The organism is Polyangium fumosum, assembly GCF_005144585.1.
Lineage (GTDB): Bacteria > Myxococcota_A > Polyangia > Polyangiales > Polyangiaceae > Polyangium > Polyangium fumosum.
On record NZ_SSMQ01000049.1, the window covers coordinates 1 to 17,832 of the forward strand.

Genomic DNA, 17,832 nt, shown 5'->3' on the forward strand with positions numbered 1-17,832 from the left:
GGCAGCGGCGGCGTCGGCGGCCAGGGCGGCGAGGCCGGCGCGGGCGTGGGCGGCGGCGGCGGCAGCGGCGGCGAAGGCGGCAGCGGCGGCTCCTCCTGCGTCGGCCCGGACGACAGCACCAGCGATGTCGCGGCCTGCGACGCCATGAACATCACGCCCAAGCCGAAGGGCCCCGCGGCGACCTGCCAGGGCGTCGACGCGAACGGCAACCCCATCGAGTACGACCCCCCCGGCTACGGCACCTGCAAGCGTGGCTTCGAGATCTACACGCGGGGCGCGGCGGGCGTGCTCGAGGACTGCCTCTCGGGTATCGGCGTCGAGCCCTCGAACGCCTGCGACGACAAGCAGGTCGCCGACTGTGTCGGGAAGATGTACGCCGCGGCCTGTCCGTCGGCCGACTCGGCCCTCGCCTGCCAGACGATCGCCACGGATCTCTGCATCAACGGCGAGATCTTCGACACGCAGGGCTGCCAGCTCGAAACGAACCCCTTCAACAGCGCGGCGCTCCAGGAGCTCGCCGACTGCATCACGAACAGCGCCGAGCCCGACTGCAACAAGGCGTACGACGGCTGCTTCGCGCTCGTCACGAGCTACTGATCCGCCCACGTCGCGCGCCCGGCGCGGACCATCGTCCCGGGCGCGCCGCTCCTTCGGCGCACGCGCCTCGCACCCCTCCGTCCTCGCGCCATTCCCCCGGATCGCGAGTTCTCCCACGATGGCGGCCGTTCGTTTGGGCGGCCGCTGCGCGCGTCGGGCCTCGTCCGAGTTGAGCCGCACGCGGAAATCTGAGACGATGCTCCGGAAGTCGCTTCGGCCCGCTTGATTCGGAGCGGCACTCCCGGCAGGCGCGCGCTCCGGATCCGACATGAGCGGCGGGTGCTCCACGTGGCCGCACCACCGCTGGTATCGGGCGGCGCCGCGCCGGCGCTTTGCTCCCGGAGGTTTTGCTGATGGCTCGTACCCTTCTCTTTTCCAGCTCGCTGCTCCTGCTCGCGGGCGCCCTCGGTCTCGCGTCGTGCGCGGACGACACACAGGGCGGCGTGGGTGGCAGCGGCGCGACCGGCGGCTCGGGCGGCGCAGGCGCGACCGGCGGGATCGGCGGCACAGGCGGCGGCGGCACGGGGGGCACCGGCGGGATCGGCGGCACAGGCGGCGGCACAGGCGGCACCGGTGGCGTCGGCGGCACCGGCGGGATCGGCGGCACCGGCGGCGTCGGGGGAACCGGCGGCGAAGGGGGCGTCGGTGGTGCCGGCGGGATCGGCGGCGCAGGCGGCGCAGGCGGCGCAGGCGGCGCAGGCGGCGCAGGCGGCGCAGGTGGCGCAGGCGGCGCGGGTGCCGGTGGGGCCGGCGGTCAGGGCGGCGATCCGACGGCCGTCGACAACGACGGGGATGGCTGGACGGTCGCCAACGGCGATTGCTGCGACAGCGACGTCAAGTGCGACAAGCCGGCGAGCGTGAACCCCGGCGCGTTCGAGTACCCCGGCAACGGCTTCGATGACGACTGCGACGCTTCGACGAAGGACGACGTCGGCGCAACCGACTGCACGGATCCGCCGCTCCAGGTGCCGACGAGCACGCTCGAGCTCGTGAAGGCGATGGATCTCTGCCAGTTCACGACGGAGAACCCGCCGCTCCCGCAGAGGAAGTGGGGCGTGATCTCGAGCCACCTCTTGCTCGCCGACGGGACGAACGCGGTCGTGCCGAAGGACATTCAGGTCGGCGTGCTCGCGAACTACGGCCCCAACGTGCTGCCGAAGCGGGGCGCGACGATGGCCGTGCTCTCGACGGGCACGGCGCGCGACGAGGGCGACCCGGGCTTCATCCACCCGCAAAACGGGCCGAACCCCGACGTCCAGAAGGGCAACTACAAGGCGAACACGGTCTGCCCGATCCCGCCCGCTTACCTTACGGCGAACGGCGGCAAGGTCCCCTCGCCCCCGGAGTGCCCGGCGTGCCAAGGCGAGGACTGCACGAAGGCGTTCGACTCGGTCAACTTCAAGATGCGCATCCGCGTGCCGACGAACGCGAAGTCGTTCTCGTATCGGCTGAAGAGCTACACCGCGGAGTACCCCGAATATAGCTGCGGCCAGTTCAACGACTTCTTCCTCGCGCTCCTGAAGAGCAACTGGACGCCCGGTCCGAACGACCCTCCGCCCCCCGCGGATCGCAACATCGCGAAGGACTCGACCGGCAAGACGATCACGGTCAACAACGCGTTCTACGACGTCTGCTTCCCCTCGCCCATCGCGCTGCCGGATGCGTGCTCGTCGGGCACGCTCGAGCTCATCGGCACGGGCATGGGCGGCTGGAACGGTGATTACAAGGATGGCGGCGGCACGGTGTGGCTCGTGAACGAGGCGCCCGTCCTGCCCGGCGAGATCATGGAGATCGAGTTCATCATCGCCGACGCCGGCGACGCGAACGTCGATTCGACCGTGCTCCTCGACTACTTCCGGTGGGGCCTCGAGCCCACCGGGTTCGGCGTTCACAAGTGATCTGCTGCGCGCCGCGATCTGCGGGGGCGCGGCGCGTGGCCTCGGGCTTCGGATGGTGCGGGCTCGGCCCGCTCGTGGTTTTACGGTGAGGTATTCGAAATGATGAAGCGTACGAGGCGGACCGACATGCGCATTTCGCTATCGACCCTGCTCGTCCCTGCGCTCGTCGCATACGCGGCTGCGGCTGGCTGCAGCGCGCAGGTCGGCGGGGGAGCGGGCGGCTCGGCGGGCACGTCGAACGTGAGCGACGGCGGAAGCGGCGGCACGGGGGGTGCAACCGGCACCGGGGGCATGGGCGGCACCGGGGGCATGGGCGGCGCAGGCGGCATGGGCGCCGGGCCCACGGGTTGCGTGAACGACAACGATTGTGCGAGCGATCCCAACGGCACGATCTGCAACGCGGACACGAACACGTGCGTCGAGTGCATCCCGAGCGGCGACCCCTTGGTCGATGACTGCGGCCTCGGGCAGTACTGCAATCCGCAGTCGATGAAGTGCCAAGTCGGCTGCACGCACAAGGGGGACTGCCTCGGCTCGCAGGTCTGCGACGAGAAGAACAACTGCGCCGACGGCTGCAACGTTGACACGGACTGCTTCCCGGGCTCGATCTGCATCTCGAACACCTGCATCCCTGGCTGCTCCGCGACCCAGCCTTGCCAGGCTGGCTTCAGTTGCTGCGGGTCGAGCTGCTACGACTTCGCGACGGACGAGGCCAACTGCGGCTTCTGCAACAACCCCTGCTCGCTCGCGTGGACCATCGACAAAACCACGGACCCGCCGACCATGGGCCCCCCGCCGAACGGCGTCGCGGTCTGCGACAACGGCGTCTGCGCGCTCAGCGCTTGCAAGCCTGCCTTCTCCGACTGCAACAATGACCCGACCGACGGTTGCGAGTGGAACGTGCTGCAGGACGGCCCGTGCACCTGCGTGCCTGGCCAGACGCAGTCGTGCTACCAGGGCCTGCAGGGCACGCTCGGCGTCGGGCCGTGCAAGGCCGGCACGCAGACGTGCAAGGAAGACGGCACGGGCTGGGGCCCTTGCGTCGGCCAGGTGCTCCCGAAGTACGAGATCTGCGCGAACCTCGTCGACGACGACTGCAACGGCGAGGCCGACGACTCCACCGGTGACTACGACGGCGACGGCTACAGCTCGTGCGGCGGCGGCGACTGCTGCGACTTCCTGAGCCCCGGTTGCCCGAACCCGAGGGCCGTCAACCCCGGCGCCTTCGAGTTCGCCGGCGACGGCGTGGACAACGACTGCGACCCGACGACGCCCGACACCGAGGCGCCGCCCTGCAGCTCGTCCGCGAAGTTCGCCGCCGTCACGGCCGAGGACGTGGCGAAGGCCATCGAGCTCTGCCAGTTCGTGCCGGAGACCCCGCCGGCCGGGCAGTTCAAGAAGTGGGGCGTGCTCGGGGCGAAGCTCGTCTTCGCCGACGGCTCCACGCCGACCGCGGCGCAGCAGTTGGTTTTGTCGGACAAGTCGAGCGCCATCCTGACGGGGTACGGCACGGTCGTGACGCCGCGGAAGGGCCTCACGATGGCCGGCCTCTCCAGCGGCGTCATGCGCGATCAGGACGACGCGGGTTACGCGGGCACGAGCACGAGCCACAGCATCAACGGCAGCCCGCCGGCCACGTACCTCCTGGCGAACGCCGGCAAGCTGCCTTCGTCGCAGGGCTGCAGCGGCAGTTGCGCGGCGGGCTCGGGCGCGAACGACTCGGTCAACGTGCGGCTCGACATCCGCGTGCCTACGAACGCGAAGTCGTTCGAGTACCAGTTCCGCTTCTTCTCCTCGGAGTACCAGAGCTGGCAGTGCTCGTCGTACAACGACTTCTTCCTCGCGCTGCTCCAGTCGGGCGCCATGGGCCTGCCGCTCGACAAGAACATCGCGAAGGACGGCGGAAACAACCCCGTCAGCGTCAACAACGGCTTCTTCCAGGTGTGCGTCGCCAAGGGCTGCAACACGTGCCCCTCGGGCGCGGGCGAGCTCACGGGCACCGGCATGCAGATCAGCAACGTGGGCGGCGGGACGGATTGGCTCTACAACACCGCCTCCGTCGTGCCCGGCGAGAAGATCACGCTCGAGCTCATGATCTTCGACGTGACCGACACCATCCTCGACTCGCTCATCCTGCTCGACAACTTCCGCTGGAACGCGGCCGATCTCGGCACCGGCATCCACGAGTGATCCCCTGAGCCCGCCGCCGCGAGGGCGCCTCTCCCCGAGCGCGCCCTCGCGGACAAACCCGTCCGTGGTCCAACCATTGGACCTCCAAAGACAGATTTTCCGAGGAGCCTCGAGCCCGTTGTCAAGCGGCGAAAGCGCGGGAAGACGATCCCGCCTGCGGGCGTTGGCATTTTCCCCATTGCGTCTCGCCGCGACCGCAGGCATCGTTCGAAGCGCGTGGCGGTAACGGCGGACGACGCAGACTGCAGAATGCCCGGCCCTCCTGGGCAGCCCATGCGATCCAGCCTCCGCGCGCCTCGCGCCGCACGGCACCTTTCCAGCCTCGTCGTGACGGCCGCCCTGGCCTCCGCGGCCGTGGGGTGTGCTGCCCCGGGCGGGCTCTCGCAGCTCCACGCCGTGAAGGAGCCGAGCGCGAACCCGCGCGTCGCGTCGGTGGTCGCCGCCCGCCCGCCCGCGCCTGCCGCGCCTGCCGAGCGGCCCATCGCGGTCCGTTCCACCGAGGCGCGTGTCGTCACGGTCGAGACGCGCCTCGCCGCGGCCGCGTGGCGCTCCTTCGCCGAAGACGTCGACAGCGAGATCCTCGCGAACACCGCGCGCTGCCCGATGGAGATGGCGCTCGTCGACGGCCGCGTCTGCGTCGATCGCTGGGAGGCGTCGCTCGTCGAGCGTGGCCCGAGCGGCGAGGTGCACGCGTGGTCGCCGTTCTACCCCGTGGATGGGCACGAGGCGGCCGTGCGCGCGGTGTCCCGGCCGGGCGTGATCCCCCAGGGCTACATCAGCGGAGAGCAAGCGCAGCGCGCCTGCCAGGCCTCGGGCAAACGGCTCTGCGCGGCCGACGAGTGGGAGCGCGCCTGCCGCGGCCCGAAGCACACCCGCTTTCCCTACGGCGACGAGCGCAAGAGCCGCGTCTGCAACGACGACATCCGCAGCGCGCATCCCGTCATCGAGGTGGCCTTGCGCCTCGGCATCCCCGACGAACGTCGCTGGAGCGAGGGGATGAACCAGCCGCTCATCAACCAGCTCCCGGACTCGCTCTTCGAGACCGGCATGCGCGCCGAGTGCACGAACGAGTACGGCGTCTTCGACATGGTCGGCAACCTGCACGAGTGGATCGAGGATCGCGACGGCACGTTCCGCGGCGGCTTCTACATGGACACGTCGCTGAACGGCGACGGCTGCTCCTACCAGACCACCGCCCACGACTTCCGCTACCACGATTACTCCACGGGCTTCCGCTGCTGCATGGATCCCGATCGAGTCGAGTGAGATGTTTCGAACGACGATGGGCCCCTGGTCCCCGACGGCCTGCGCGCTCATGCTCGCGCTGTCGCTCCTCCCGAGCTGTTCCAAGAAAAAGGAAGAGGCTCCGATCGCGCCGCCGCCGCCTCCACGCGGGGCTGCCTCGCTCGATCAGCTCTCCACCGGCCTCGGCACCGCCAAGGGCCTCGACGCGAGCCTCGCGCCGCCGTCGATGAAGTTCGATCACGTGCTCGTGCTCGACGACAAGCGGGCCATCCTGGCCGGCGGCGTCCCTGGCAGCGTGGCGATCGCGCTCATGACCGTGGACGCGGGCAAGACGTGGAAGGCCTTCCGCACGGACCGCGACACCTGGTCGAGTTACGCCTTCGGGACCGACGGCATGTTCGCGCTCGCCCTCGGCCCGAAGGAGACGACCGCGGAGGCGCCCCCGGCCTTTGGAAAGAAGGCGCCTCCGCCGCCGCCCTTCCAGTTCTTCTTCGCGGGGCTCGACGCGCCCTCGTTCGGCACGGCGACGATGGTCGACCAGCCGCCGCTTGCGCGAAAGCCTGACCCGAAGCAGCCGCTCCCCAAGCCGCGCCTCGCGCTCCTCGACAAGGAGACGGCTTCGCTCGTCGTCGAGCCTACCGCCAAAAAGTTCGTCGCGCGGTACGTCACGCCGCCTGGCACCGACGCGCCGGCCGAGGTCGTGTTGCCCAAGCTCGAGACCTTCGCCACGGGGCCCGTCGGAAGGCCGCCGCGGCTCTTCTCCGTGAAGGGACGGGAGCTGCTCTCGCGCAAGTGGCCTGCGCCCGGCCAGCCCATCGGCGAGCCCGAATACGTGGACGCGGTGAAAACGACGACGACGCTCGTGAGCGAACTCTCCGCGTCTTCGGCGTGCGATGTCGGTTCGATGTCGTACCAGGCGATCACGCAACCGCCGACGAAGCAGAATCCGAACAAGAACTACTACCTCGTGGTGACGCCCGATCGGCTCACGCTGGTCCCGCGTCCGGTCGAGGCGCTCGCCGGCGCGGCTATCGGGTGCAACGACACGAAGTTCGTCGTCGAGGCGCCTGATGCCGACAAGCAGAGCATAACGCTCTTGTTGTGTGACCTGGAAGGCAAGTGCACGACCCCAACGCGCCCCGTATTCAAGCCGTGGATCGAGAAACACGAGCGGGAGATCGTCGCGGTACCGACGTCGACGGGCGCGGCCGCCGTGATGGGCGCGCAGGCCGGTGAGCGCTGGGGCCTCTACTACGCGCAGTCGACGGACGGCGGGAAGTTTTACGAGCGCGCGCGCATCATCGGCGAAGGGACCGGCGCGCGCGGGCGCGTCGACTTCGGCGCGCTCGTTTCGTTCGGGAAGCGCACGTTGCTCATCGTGTCCGCCGATGTAACGGGTACTTCGAGGCGCGGCTTCTACGTGCTCGTATCCGACGACGACGGCGCGACGTGGAACCCGCCGTAAAACGTTCGTCGCACGATTCCCGCGCCTGCATCCCCGCTCCCTCACGCGCGACGGCGTTTGAAGATGAAACGCGCGCGGGCGTGCGTCGTTCAAAATTGAAAGGTTCGACCGTTATCGGTCTGTAAAAAGGCGTCGAACGCGTGACGCCCGCGTCGTTTTGGCGACGCGCATAACGACGAGCGCGTGTCCGCGCAGCGCGGCATGACGTGCAACCCACGGACTCGCTGGCCGGGTTCGTCCGAGCAAGCGGCGTGGAAGTGGCCTCGGTCCGAAAGGACATACCGTCTGCGCGCGCCAGCGTTTTGCCCGACACACGCCTGCCCGTCGTGCTGGGTTTGGCCGCCGACCACCAATCGAACGGGCGACGCGATCCAGCGCGAAAAACGTTTTGGACGTCGCGGCCTCCGGGGGGGCGACGCGTCATTCGGGCGTCACCGCGGGGTCGGCCATAACGATCGATCGTGGGCAACCGCTCCGGTCGAGCAGAGCCGGAGGGCGCGTGATGTCGGCGACGTCGTTTTGACTTCGTCCGGACGACCGATCGACCCTTCGAAACGACCGCGCGGCCCGAATCGAGGGCGGGGAGTCCTCTCCACCACCTTCGCGTCGGGCCGCCACGTTGCTAGCAGGACGTCGATAAAGTTGCTTCGCGCCCTGCTGGCAGGTTGTTGATCAGTCGCGACTCACTTCGCCGCGGGCGCCGCCGCAGGGGCCGCCGCGCGCTTACGCGTGACCTTCGCCGCGGGGGCCGCCTTCTTCGCGGGGGCGCCGGCCGTCGAGGGGCCGCTCGCCGTCTTGCGCGCGTTCAGGCTCGCCTGCTCCGCCGTCTTGAGGTCGGCCGCATAACGGGCGAAACGACGATCACCACCCTGGAAGATGCGCTTCGCGAGCTTCAGCTCCTTGAGCGCCGCCGCCGCCCGCGTCTGCGGAATGCCGGCCTGGCGGGCCACGTCGCTCGCGCTCACGCCGTTCGACGCCTTCACGATGCGCTCCACCGAATTGAGGACCTCTTGCCGCTCCGCGGAGAGGGCCGCCGTCTTCTTCGGACGGCCGGGCTTGCGCTTCGCGGGCGCCGCCGGAGCCGCCGCGCGGCCACGCTTCGCGGGAGCGGGGGCTTCCGGCACAACCGCGAGCGCCTGCGGCACGCGCGCCGGACGACCGCGACCCCGGGTCGCAGCCGCAGCCACGAGCGGAGCCGCCGCCGGAGCGGAGGCAACAGCCTGGCCGAGTTTATCCTTGACCAGTGCGAGAATCGCCGAGTCGGGCATCTTCCGCACAAGTTCCACAATCTGCTGCTCGAAAGCGTCGGTTGCCATGTCTTCTCCCTCGCCGAATCCCGCTCGGCGGATGGTTACGACTATGCCTTTGGTGACGGTCGGGTCAAGCGAATAAAGTGGCAGGACGGTCCTTTCGTTCATTTTTTGGTTCGGCCCGCGCGAGGCTCCCTGGGTTTTGCCTCCACCGCCGCCCGGTAGCGCCGGACGTTTACCGGACCGACCGACCGCTCGAAATCCCCCGAGAGACTGCGCGATGCTCGCATTGTCCAGTCAGGCCCTCTCGTTTGGCGCGCGCGGGCTGCCAGTCGATCCTGGCTTTGCGACCCGGGCTTTGCCGTGCGTGCTGCCGTGTCTTCCCGGATTGGGGGCGGGGCTCTCCCTAAAGACCGGCCCCGACGTCCCCTCATTGCTGCACCTGCACTACGCAGCCCATGCTCGGCGGTGGCACCGGGATAGCCACGAGGACGACCTCGAGCCCTTCGTCGTTGACGAGGCATGCCTCACGACGCGTCCGTGACGATTTGTGTCCGGCTCGCGCGCGTGCCCACGCCCGAGGCCTGAGCGGCGATAGCGGCGCGTCCGGCGCCCATGAAGCCAAGCGGTTCGCCGCAAAGCCGCAGCACGTTGCGCCACGAAACCGACGAGGAGCAGGCGCCCGGGACTTCGGGCTTCCGCCGCGGCTCGTTCTCGCGCTCTATATTATAAGGAGAGGAGGCGCGCCGAGGCAGCCTTCCGGCCGTGCAGCGACGGCCCTCACGAAGCAAGCCGGCGCGCGGTCGACGTTGTCTCCTTTTCGAGGAGCCCGGCTCCACCGAAGTCACGATGGTGCGCCGATCGAGATGAAGAGGAGATGGAGACGAGATGTAGAGAGATGAAGAGGCGCGCGTATCGACGCGGGAGCGCCCCCCGAGGGAGGGCGCGTCGATGTCACTCCGGGTCGATGCGGTACAGCTTGCCGGGTGTCCCGCCCTGGCTGTTGTCCACGATGACGTAGAGCTCGCCCGCGGTGTCCTCGCCGAACGAAGTGATGCCTGCGCTCAGCGCCGTGCTTTCGAGATCGGCCGAAATCTCCCCTTCGGCGATGACGTTGCCCTTCGACCACGCGAGCGTGTAGAAGCGCTTCGAGCAATAGTCGGCGTAGAGGTACGTCCCGACGAGCCCCGGCATCTTCGACCCGCGGTAGACGTATCCGCCCGTCACCGAGCAGTCGCCGAGGCCGCTTGCATGGATGTACTCCGTGACCGGCAACGTGAGGCCCGTCTTGTCGCAGTTGGCTGCCGGGTCGAAGCAGTGCGTGCCTTCCATGGTGTTCCAGCCATAGTTTTTGTTGCCTTCACCCGGCGGCTCGACGTTGATTTCTTCGACCACGTTCTGGCCGACGTCGGCGATGTAGAGATCGCCGGTGCATCGATCGAAGCTGAAGCGCCAGGGGTTGCGCAGGCCCCAGTCCCAGATGTCCTTGTCGCCGTCGTTGAGGTTTCCCGGCGGCGGCGTCGGGTAGTTATCGACATCGATGCGGAGGATCTTGCCGAGCTTGGCGTTGATGTCCTGCCCGTTGTCGTCCGGATCGCCGCCACCGCCGCCGTCGCCCGTGCCCACGTAGAGGTAACCGTCGGGCCCGAACGCGAGCATGCCGCCGTTGTGGTTGCTGTAGCCCGGGTGCGGGATGGTGAGAATCACCTTGCCCGAACCCTGGACCGCCACGTCGGGCGAGGCGCCACGCGCGTACTCGGCGACGGCGATCGCGCCGCTCGGGTTCGCCTTCTGCGTGTAGTAGACGAAGAATCGGCCATTCTGGGCGTAGTCCGGGTGGAACGCGAGGCCGAGCAAGCCGCGCTCATTGGCCTGCCCCTCGACGATCGCGCTGATGTCGAGGAAGGGCTCCGGCGCGAGATTGCCGCCGTTCACGACGCGGATGCGCCCCGGCTTCTCCAGCAAGAAGAGGCGGCTGGTATCGCCCGGCGCGCCCGTCACGTAGGTGGGGCGGTCGAGGCCCGTCACGAGCTCGGTGAGCTTCAGCTTGGGCAAGGGGTCGGCCGTGCCGGGCGCGCATGCCTGCATGCCGCCGCCGTTGCCGCCCGCGCCGCCCATGCCGCCGTCGCCGCCCGCGCCGCCCTCGCCGCCCATGCCGCCCATTCCGCCGGCTGCGCCCGCGCCCCCGTCACCGCCGGTGCCTCCGCTGCCGCCCTTGCCGTCGTCGCCGCAGCCGACGGCTGTCAGCGCGGTGGTGGCCGCGCCGACGAAGAAGAGAAATGCAAACCTGGTCCCGTTCGACTTCAAGAAATCCATGTCCACAACGTACGCGGATCGACCCGCGACGTCGATCCCTTCGCTGGAAATGGCCGGTGGACGGTCTCCGTGGAAGCGGCCATCGGGACGAAACATTGCGACATCGCGGTGGATGACTACGTTTCGTCGGACCGGTTCTTCACCCGCACATCATCCAGGGAGTGAACAGCATGAACTCGTGGGACTACAGGGAGCAACCGTGGGGCGCGCAAGGCCTCACCCGTGGCGCGAGCCGCGTGGCCTTCCTGAAACGCGTCTACGGCCTCTTCACGGCGAGCGTCGTGTTTTCCGCCGCCGGCGCGCTTTTGGCCCTCCGCGGGGGTCTTTCCGCTTCGCAGGCGTTCGTGAGCGTCGGCGGTTCACGCGTGGCCGTGCCGCCGCTCGTCGCGTTCTTCGGGGAGCACTACATCATCGGCATGCTCGTCATGCTCGGCGCCGTCTTCGGCGCTTCGATGGTGCGACACATGAAGGGCATCAACGTGGTCGCGCTTTTTGGTATGGCGACCGTGATCGGCGTGGTCCTCGCGCCGTCGCTCTTCTACGCGACGCTCGCCGCGGGGATCGGCAAGACGCTCTCTTCGTCCCCCATTCGCGACGCGTTTTTGCTCTCCGTGGGTGGTTTCGGCGGGCTCACGGCGTATGCGCTTACCACGAAGAAGGACTTTTCGTTCCTCGGCGGCGCGCTCACGATGGGCCTCTTTGTGGTCATCGGCGCGGGGCTTCTGAACATCTTCCTCGGCAGCGCGGTCTTTGGCCTCGCCATCGCGAGCGTGTCCGTGCTGCTCTTCGGCGCATACGTCCTCTACGATACGTCGCGCCTGCTCCAGGCCGGGGAAGACGACGCGGTGGGCGCCGCGATCCAGCTCTATTTGGACTTCCTGAACATCTTCCTCGCCCTCCTGCGCATCCTCTCGTCGCGCCGCGGAGATTGACGCGCGGCAGGAGACGCGCGAAGCACCTCGGCGCCCGCACCCCTTCGCGGGCGCCGAATCCCCGATGCGACACTGCGTTTCCACGGCCCTCTCCTTGATCGCCTGCCTTTCCCTCGCCGCTTGTGAAAAAAGCGGGAACGAGGGGGGATCGCCGCCTGCTTCCTCCATCGCCCCCGCGCCGGCCGTTCCGTCCGGAAAAACCGCCGAGGTCGCGCCGAGCGCCGCCGCGCCGAGCCCGAGCGCTTCGGCCGCCGCGCCCGCCGAGCCGCCTGGGCTCGTGGGGACGTGGGAAGGCCGCTACGACGCAAAAAAGGGCGAGGTGGAGATGCCGCCCAAAGTGAAGGACAAGGTCCGCACGAAGGACGACGGCAAGGCGGCGATGGGACCGGGGACGCTCTCCATCACCATCGGCCCGGACGGGGAGCTGAAAGGAAAAACCTCGGGCGCGCTCGGCGCCGCGGCGCTGAGCGGCAAAGTCGAGGGCGACGAGGTGCGCGCGACGTTCTTCCCGGACGACGCGGTTTCGAAAGAAGCGATGTTCGGCATCGTCCAGGGCAAGCGCAAAGATGACAAGATCGTCGGGCGCATCCGCGTGGCGAGCGGGGATGCGTCGGTCGTGCGCGAGGCCGAAATCGAGCTGAAGAAGAAGGACTAGAGCGCCGAACGGTTCGGCGCTCTGCGCGATCGCAAAGCGAACTCGCCTCGGGGGGTGAATCGTCCGGGCTTTGCCCGGGCGAGAGGGGGACGCGAGGCGTCCCCCTCGGGACGACGGCCCGCGTTATCGCGAAGACGCCGCGAGGGCCGAGTGCGGCGCGCCGGGCTGTTCGAGCACGGTCCACACCTTCGCTTCGATGAAGACGCGCACGAGGTCGGCGTCGACGTGCTGGTCTTTGACCTCGAAGCCGAGGATGTCGAGCGCGCGGTCGACGGGCACGGCCTTCTTGTAGGGCCTGTCGCTCGCGGTGAGCGCGTCGAAGATGTCGCTGACGCTCATCATCTTGGATTGCAGCGGGATTTCCTCGGCGCGCAGTCGGTGCGGATACCCCGTGCCGTTGAGGCGCTCGTGATGCGAGCCGGCGATGACGGCGACGCGGCGGAACTGTTTGCCCCAGGGGATCTGCGAAAGGAACTGGTAGGTGTGGACCACGTGGTTGCGGATTTCTTCGATCTCCGCGGGCGTGAGTGATCCTCGCGCCACCGACAAACACGCGACCTCTTCGGCGCGCAGGAGCGGCACGACGTCGCCCGAGAAGTCGGTGAACGTCTCGCGCGCGATGGCCTCGATGCGCGCGAAATCGCCGCCTTTGAGGACCGAGGGTTCGTTCGCGGCGACGATGGCCGTATACGCGGCTTCGAGCTCGGCCTTGCGCGCCGATAACTCCTGATCGAGCGCGGCGAGCTCGTCGGCGCGCGCGCCGCGTTGCACGAGCCGGAGCTTGCGTTCGAGGATCTCCACCTCGTACGAGCGCGAGGCGATCTCGATGCGATGGCGGATGATGGCGAGCTCGTGGGGATAGAGCTTCTTCGCCTTCACGAGCACCTGCTCGCGGACGCCGATCTTGCCGAAATCGTGTAGCAGCGAGGCGTACTCGAGCTCGCGCAGATCGTCCTTCGTCCATGTGACGCCGCGATAGGGCCCGGCCTTGTCGCGCTCGAGCGCGCGCGCGAGCCCCACCGTGAGGAGCGCGACGCGGCGCGAGTGACCACTCGTCGTCGGATCCCGCTGCTCGATGGCCTCGACGCTGGCGCGCACGAACCCTTCGAGCATGTGGTGGATCTCGGTATAAAGCACCGCGTTTTCCAGCGCGATGCCGGCCTGCGATCCGAGCGTGCCGACGAGCTCTTCGCTGCGCGCGTCGAAGGGGACGACTTGGTCTTCGACGTCCTCCTCGGAAAGCAGCTTGCGGTCGGCCGCTCGTTTCTTGTTGATGAGCTGGATGACGCCGATGACCTCGCCTTTGCGCGAGAGCAGCGGCATGCACAGCATCGACTTCGTGCGATAGCCGATCTTCGCGTCGAACGATCGATCGAAGCCGTACGGCGATACCGCGGGCAGGTCGTAGACGTCGGCGATGTTGATCGGCCGTTTGTGGAGCGCGACGTACCCCGACATCGATCGGGGGCTCACGGGCAGGGTGAACTCGCGCGCGTCGAAGGGGACGGAGTCGTTTTGCGAGAGCTTGAAGCGCAGGGTGCGGCGTAGCGGATCCGGGTCGTCGCCTTCGACGACGTAGATGCTCCCGGCGTCGGCGCCCGTGATGAAGCGGCTCTTCTCCAGGATGAGCGAGAGCAGTTTGTCGAGCTCGCGCTCGGTGGTGATGGCCTTGGCAATCTCGATGAGCTCGCCGAGCTCGTAACGATAGCGGTTCAGCCATTTGCCGCGCGCCTCGGCGCGGGCCTTCGACTCGAGCAGCTCGCAGACGTTGTGGATGGCGACGTAGAGCTCGTCGGCGCTCGGATCGGGGCTACAGAGCGCGCCGAGGCCGCGGTTCAAAGCGCCCGCCACGTCGCTCACGGCGGGGCTGCCGACGAGGACGAGCATGGCCTCGCCCGAGGCGAGCTTGTGCGCGAAGGGGCGGAGCACCTCGCGGCCGCGATCCCAGAGCGAGCCGGGCGCGAGCACCGCGAAGAGCCTGTCGCTCCGCACCGTGACGAGCAATGGATGCGGCCGGACGACGGTGCGATCGGAGAGGCGCGCGTCCGACACGAGGCGCGCCTCGATGAGGTTCATCGTGGTCAGCGCGTCGCGGCCGGATCGCGCCGAGCTCCGGGCGGCGTCGTTCGCCCCGTCGAGGAAAAGGCTCACGAGGCCGCCCCTTTTTCGCGAGGTTCGTCCGCGGGATCGGGGTTCGTCGGGGTCGATTGCGCCGCAGCCGGTCCGTCGCGCCGATCTCGCTCGCGTTCTTTTTCTGCGCGCCGGGCCGCGACCTCCTGATCACGTTTCTCGTAGGCGACGATGATGCGCTGCACGAGCGGGTGGCGGACCACGTCGACCTCGGTGAAGTGACATATCGCGATGCCATCGATCCCCGCGAGCAGCTCCCGCGCTTCGGCGAGGCCGCTGCGGGCGCCGTGCGGCAGATCGACCTGCGTGACGTCGCCCGTGACGACCGCGCGCGACGAGTAACCGAGGCGGGTCAGGAACATGCGCATCTGATCACTCGTCGCGTTCTGCGCTTCGTCGAGGATGACGAAGGAATCGTTCAGCGTGCGGCCACGCATGAACGCGAGCGGCGCGACCTCGATCTGCCCGCGCGAGACGAGTCCGGAGGCTTTGTCGGCATCCATCATGTCGTGCAAAGCATCATAGAGCGGACGGAGGTACGGGTTTACTTTCTCCGCGAGGTCGCCCGGCAGAAACCCGAGCCGCTCGCCCGCTTCGACGGCGGGCCGCGTGAGGATGATGCGTTTCACTCGCCGTTCGAGGAGCGCGTGCACCGCCATGGCCATGGCGAGGTACGTCTTGCCCGTACCGGCCGGCCCTATGCCGAACGTCATGTCGTGCGTACGGATCGCCTGGATGTATCGCTTTTGCGCGATCGTCTTGGCGGTGACGGGCCTGCGCCGCGCGGTCACGAGCACGACGTCTTCGAAGAGCTCGCGCAGCGTGAGCGCGGGGTCGTCGTGGAGGGCTTGCACGGCGCGCACGTAATCTTGCGCGTCGAGCACGGCGCCGCCGCGCAGGAGCTGGGCTGCCTCGGCGAGGAATCGCTCGGCGAGCGCGACTGCGTCGGCGTCGCCGGCGAGGCGAATGATGTTGCCCCGCATGCTCGCGTCGATGCCGAGGGTTCTCGCCACGGACTTCAGGTGTTCACTCGCAGGACCGGCGAGCGAGACGAGCGTGGCGTTGTCGAGCACCTCGACGTCTGCCGTGATCCGAATGGGCGTGCTGCTGCTCATGGTTGGAACCGTCGCTTCCTCCGTGCGACCCGGACCGCGCGTGGCTTGACCGTCCGCGCGTCGCATGCGAGCGTCGTGCCCGCCTGTCGGGCGCGAAGCCGGAAACATTCGCGAATGCTGCATAGGAAAAGCCGGGACACGAAGCGCCTCGAAGGAGGCCTCCGCGGGAGCATAGCCAAGGCGGTGCTCTCCGGCGCGCTCGCGTGTGTTTTTTCTGTCCCCGCGGCGCTCGCGCAAGTCCCGCCGGCGCCGCCTGGTCCCGGCCCCAAGCCAGCAGGGGAAGGAAAAACCCAGGCCGATCCGGCGGCGCCCAAGCCCACGGGGAGCGTGCCGCGGCCCTTCGTGCGGCCGAACGCGTTGATTCCAGCGCCGCAGCCCGCCGGCCCTCCGCCGCCGCCGCCCGCCGGCAAAACACCACCTGCGATCACGCCGCCGCCCGCGCCCGTGCAGCCGTTTCCGATCGAGGTCGACGTGCCGACGCGCACGGAGCCGCGGATGGCGCTGGCCGGTTTTCAAGGCGGAATTTTCCTTCGGGATCCCTCGGACGACATCCGTGTGTATGTCCGGGGCCGCCTGCACCTCGATTTCCATTCCTTCCTCGGGGGTGGCGCAGCCGACTTGCCCGCCGCGGAGGGCGGCGCGCTGCTCGCGCCTCGTTTTTTTGCACGCCGCGCGCGTATCGAGCTCGCCGCCGACCTCTTCCGTCGATGGTTTGCCCTGGTCGGGGTGGATTTCGGCGGGCAGCCCATAACGAACCCGATGGGCGACGCGCAGCCGCCCACGTTGCCGCCCGGACAAGCGCCGCTCCAGGCGTGGACGCGCTTCGCGCCGCCGCAGTCCGTCGGGCCGTCGGCGCAGCTCGCGAACGTGTACATCGACTACACGCTCCTCCGTCAGTTTCACGTGATGCTCGGGCAACACCAGGCGCCGTTTTCCCTGGAGAACCGCACGGGCAACGATCAGCACCCGTGGATGGAGCGCGTGCTGCCGATTCGAGCGTTCGTCCAGCCGAACGGCAAGGAAATCGGCATGACGATCTGGGGCGACATCAACGAGGCGCAAACCCTGAGCTACGAGCTCGGCCTCTTCGTCGGTGACGGACCGAATCGACCGCAGGTCGACAGCTACCCCGATTTCATCGGCCGCATCGTGGTGCGCCCGTTCGCCCGGGGCACGCCGGTCGGGAAGGAGGAGGCGCCTTCGGGTTTGTCGAAGTCGTTCTCCCGCGCGCACCTCGGCGTGAGCATGCAACGGGGCGCGCGCGACCCGGCGTTCGTCGTGTACGACTATCCGGCGATCACGACGGCGCAGGGGTTCGCATTGTGGGATCCGCGGTACGTCGACGCGCGCGGCAGGCTCGTGCGGGTGCTGCCGTCGGGCGCGCAAAACCGCATCGGAGGTGAGCTACGCGTGCCGATCGATCGGTACGAGCTGCGCGCCGAAGCGTACTGGGTCGACAACGGGACACGCGAGGCGATCGACGGGCTCGCGTTCGAACACACCGCGCGGCTTGGAAATGTCGAGGGCGTGGGCTGGTACGTGCATGCCTCGGCGTGGCCTGTCGGCGATGCGTTCGTGAACGGGGAGCCGGGTTTTTCCCGGCCACCCAGGCTCGAACTGTCCGGTGCGACGCCCAAAAAGAGCTACGACGATCGGCGCGGCCTCGAAGTGATGGCGATCGCGGCGGGTGTACAGGCGCGATACGACGGCGCCGCGCGCGACGGCGACTACGACGCGGCGACGCCGGGCGCTCCGGGGCGGACGTCGAAGATCTCGGTCGTGCAGCTCGGCCTCGGCGCGACGTACTGGCACACGCGGTTCGTCCGGGTGTCGGTGAACTGGCTCGCCTACCACACGCCGGGGAGCGGCGCGGGGGAGAACCTCGCGCTCGTCCCGGGGAATTTGCTGCGGGACGCGGAGAACCCCGCGCGATCCGCGGCGTGGATGCACGAACTCGGCGCGCGCGCGGCCGTGAACTTCTGAGGCGAACCGGTCGCACAACAATTTTGGCCCAGCCCCACGCCGCGCGTTAAGGCCCG

12 protein-coding genes are annotated in these 17,832 nt (G+C 68.7%); 8 read left to right on the forward strand and 4 right to left on the reverse strand.

Translation table 11 applies throughout. The features are described 5' to 3' along the window. From E8A74_RS54215 to E8A74_RS35190, 5 genes are all read left to right on the forward strand, one after another. Positions 1-597: hypothetical protein (locus E8A74_RS54215; RefSeq protein WP_211365519.1), on the forward strand; the 597-nt coding region annotated here is incomplete at its 5' end. A 353-nt stretch (positions 598-950) separates the two neighbouring features. Further along, positions 951-2,495 carry a choice-of-anchor L domain-containing protein gene (locus E8A74_RS54220; RefSeq protein ID WP_211365520.1) on the forward strand — a complete coding sequence of 515 codons (1,545 nt, stop codon included), beginning with the start codon at positions 951-953 and terminating at the stop codon, positions 2,493-2,495. A gap of 126 nt (positions 2,496-2,621) precedes the next feature. After that, positions 2,622-4,685: a choice-of-anchor L domain-containing protein gene (locus E8A74_RS35180; protein WP_170229602.1), complete on the forward strand. Its 2,064-nt coding sequence runs from the start codon at positions 2,622-2,624 to the stop codon at positions 4,683-4,685. A 273-nt stretch (positions 4,686-4,958) separates the two neighbouring features. Continuing rightward, positions 4,959-5,951, forward strand: coding sequence for an SUMF1/EgtB/PvdO family nonheme iron enzyme (locus E8A74_RS35185; RefSeq protein WP_136933460.1), 993 nt, complete (start codon positions 4,959-4,961; stop codon positions 5,949-5,951). 16 nt (positions 5,952-5,967) lie between these two features. After that, positions 5,968-7,395 carry a sialidase family protein gene (locus E8A74_RS35190; protein ID WP_136933461.1) on the forward strand — a complete coding sequence of 476 codons (1,428 nt, stop codon included), beginning with the start codon at positions 5,968-5,970 and terminating at the stop codon, positions 7,393-7,395. A 683-nt stretch (positions 7,396-8,078) separates the two neighbouring features. Here the strand turns inward: E8A74_RS35190 and E8A74_RS35195 are convergent. Together E8A74_RS35195 and E8A74_RS35200 are read right to left on the reverse strand one after the other, a co-directional pair. Then, positions 8,079-8,711 (reverse strand): hypothetical protein, encoded by a 633-nt coding sequence (locus tag E8A74_RS35195; protein ID WP_136933462.1) that lies wholly within the window; start codon positions 8,709-8,711, stop codon positions 8,079-8,081. Positions 8,712-9,599: 888 nt separating this feature from the next. Next, positions 9,600-10,961 carry a PQQ-dependent sugar dehydrogenase gene (locus E8A74_RS35200; RefSeq protein ID WP_232379897.1) on the reverse strand — a complete coding sequence of 454 codons (1,362 nt, stop codon included), beginning with the start codon at positions 10,959-10,961 and terminating at the stop codon, positions 9,600-9,602. A 170-nt stretch (positions 10,962-11,131) separates the two neighbouring features. Between E8A74_RS35200 and E8A74_RS35210 the strand changes: the two genes are divergently transcribed. Next, positions 11,132-11,893, forward strand: a complete 762-nt coding sequence (locus E8A74_RS35210) for a Bax inhibitor-1/YccA family protein (protein WP_136933463.1) — start codon at positions 11,132-11,134, stop codon at positions 11,891-11,893. Positions 11,894-11,957: 64 nt separating this feature from the next. After that, positions 11,958-12,548, forward strand: a complete 591-nt coding sequence (locus E8A74_RS35215) for a hypothetical protein (protein WP_136933464.1) — start codon at positions 11,958-11,960, stop codon at positions 12,546-12,548. A 123-nt stretch (positions 12,549-12,671) separates the two neighbouring features. Here the strand turns inward: E8A74_RS35215 and E8A74_RS55675 are convergent, their stop codons facing one another. Both E8A74_RS55675 and E8A74_RS35225 read right to left on the reverse strand, forming a co-directional pair. Next, positions 12,672-14,699, reverse strand: a complete 2,028-nt coding sequence (locus tag E8A74_RS55675) for an HD family phosphohydrolase (RefSeq protein ID WP_136933465.1) — start codon at positions 14,697-14,699, stop codon at positions 12,672-12,674. Next, the gene (locus E8A74_RS35225; RefSeq protein ID WP_136933466.1) at positions 14,696-15,793 is read right to left on the reverse strand and encodes a PhoH family protein; all 1,098 of its coding nucleotides are present in this window, start codon (positions 15,791-15,793) and stop codon (positions 14,696-14,698) included. Before E8A74_RS35225 ends, E8A74_RS55675 begins: the two co-directional genes overlap by 4 nt. Positions 15,794-15,907: 114 nt before the next feature. Between E8A74_RS35225 and E8A74_RS35230 the strand changes: the two genes are divergently transcribed. Further along, positions 15,908-17,776, forward strand: a complete 1,869-nt coding sequence (locus tag E8A74_RS35230) for a porin (protein WP_136933467.1) — start codon at positions 15,908-15,910, stop codon at positions 17,774-17,776. Positions 17,777-17,832: the final 56 nt, after the last annotated feature.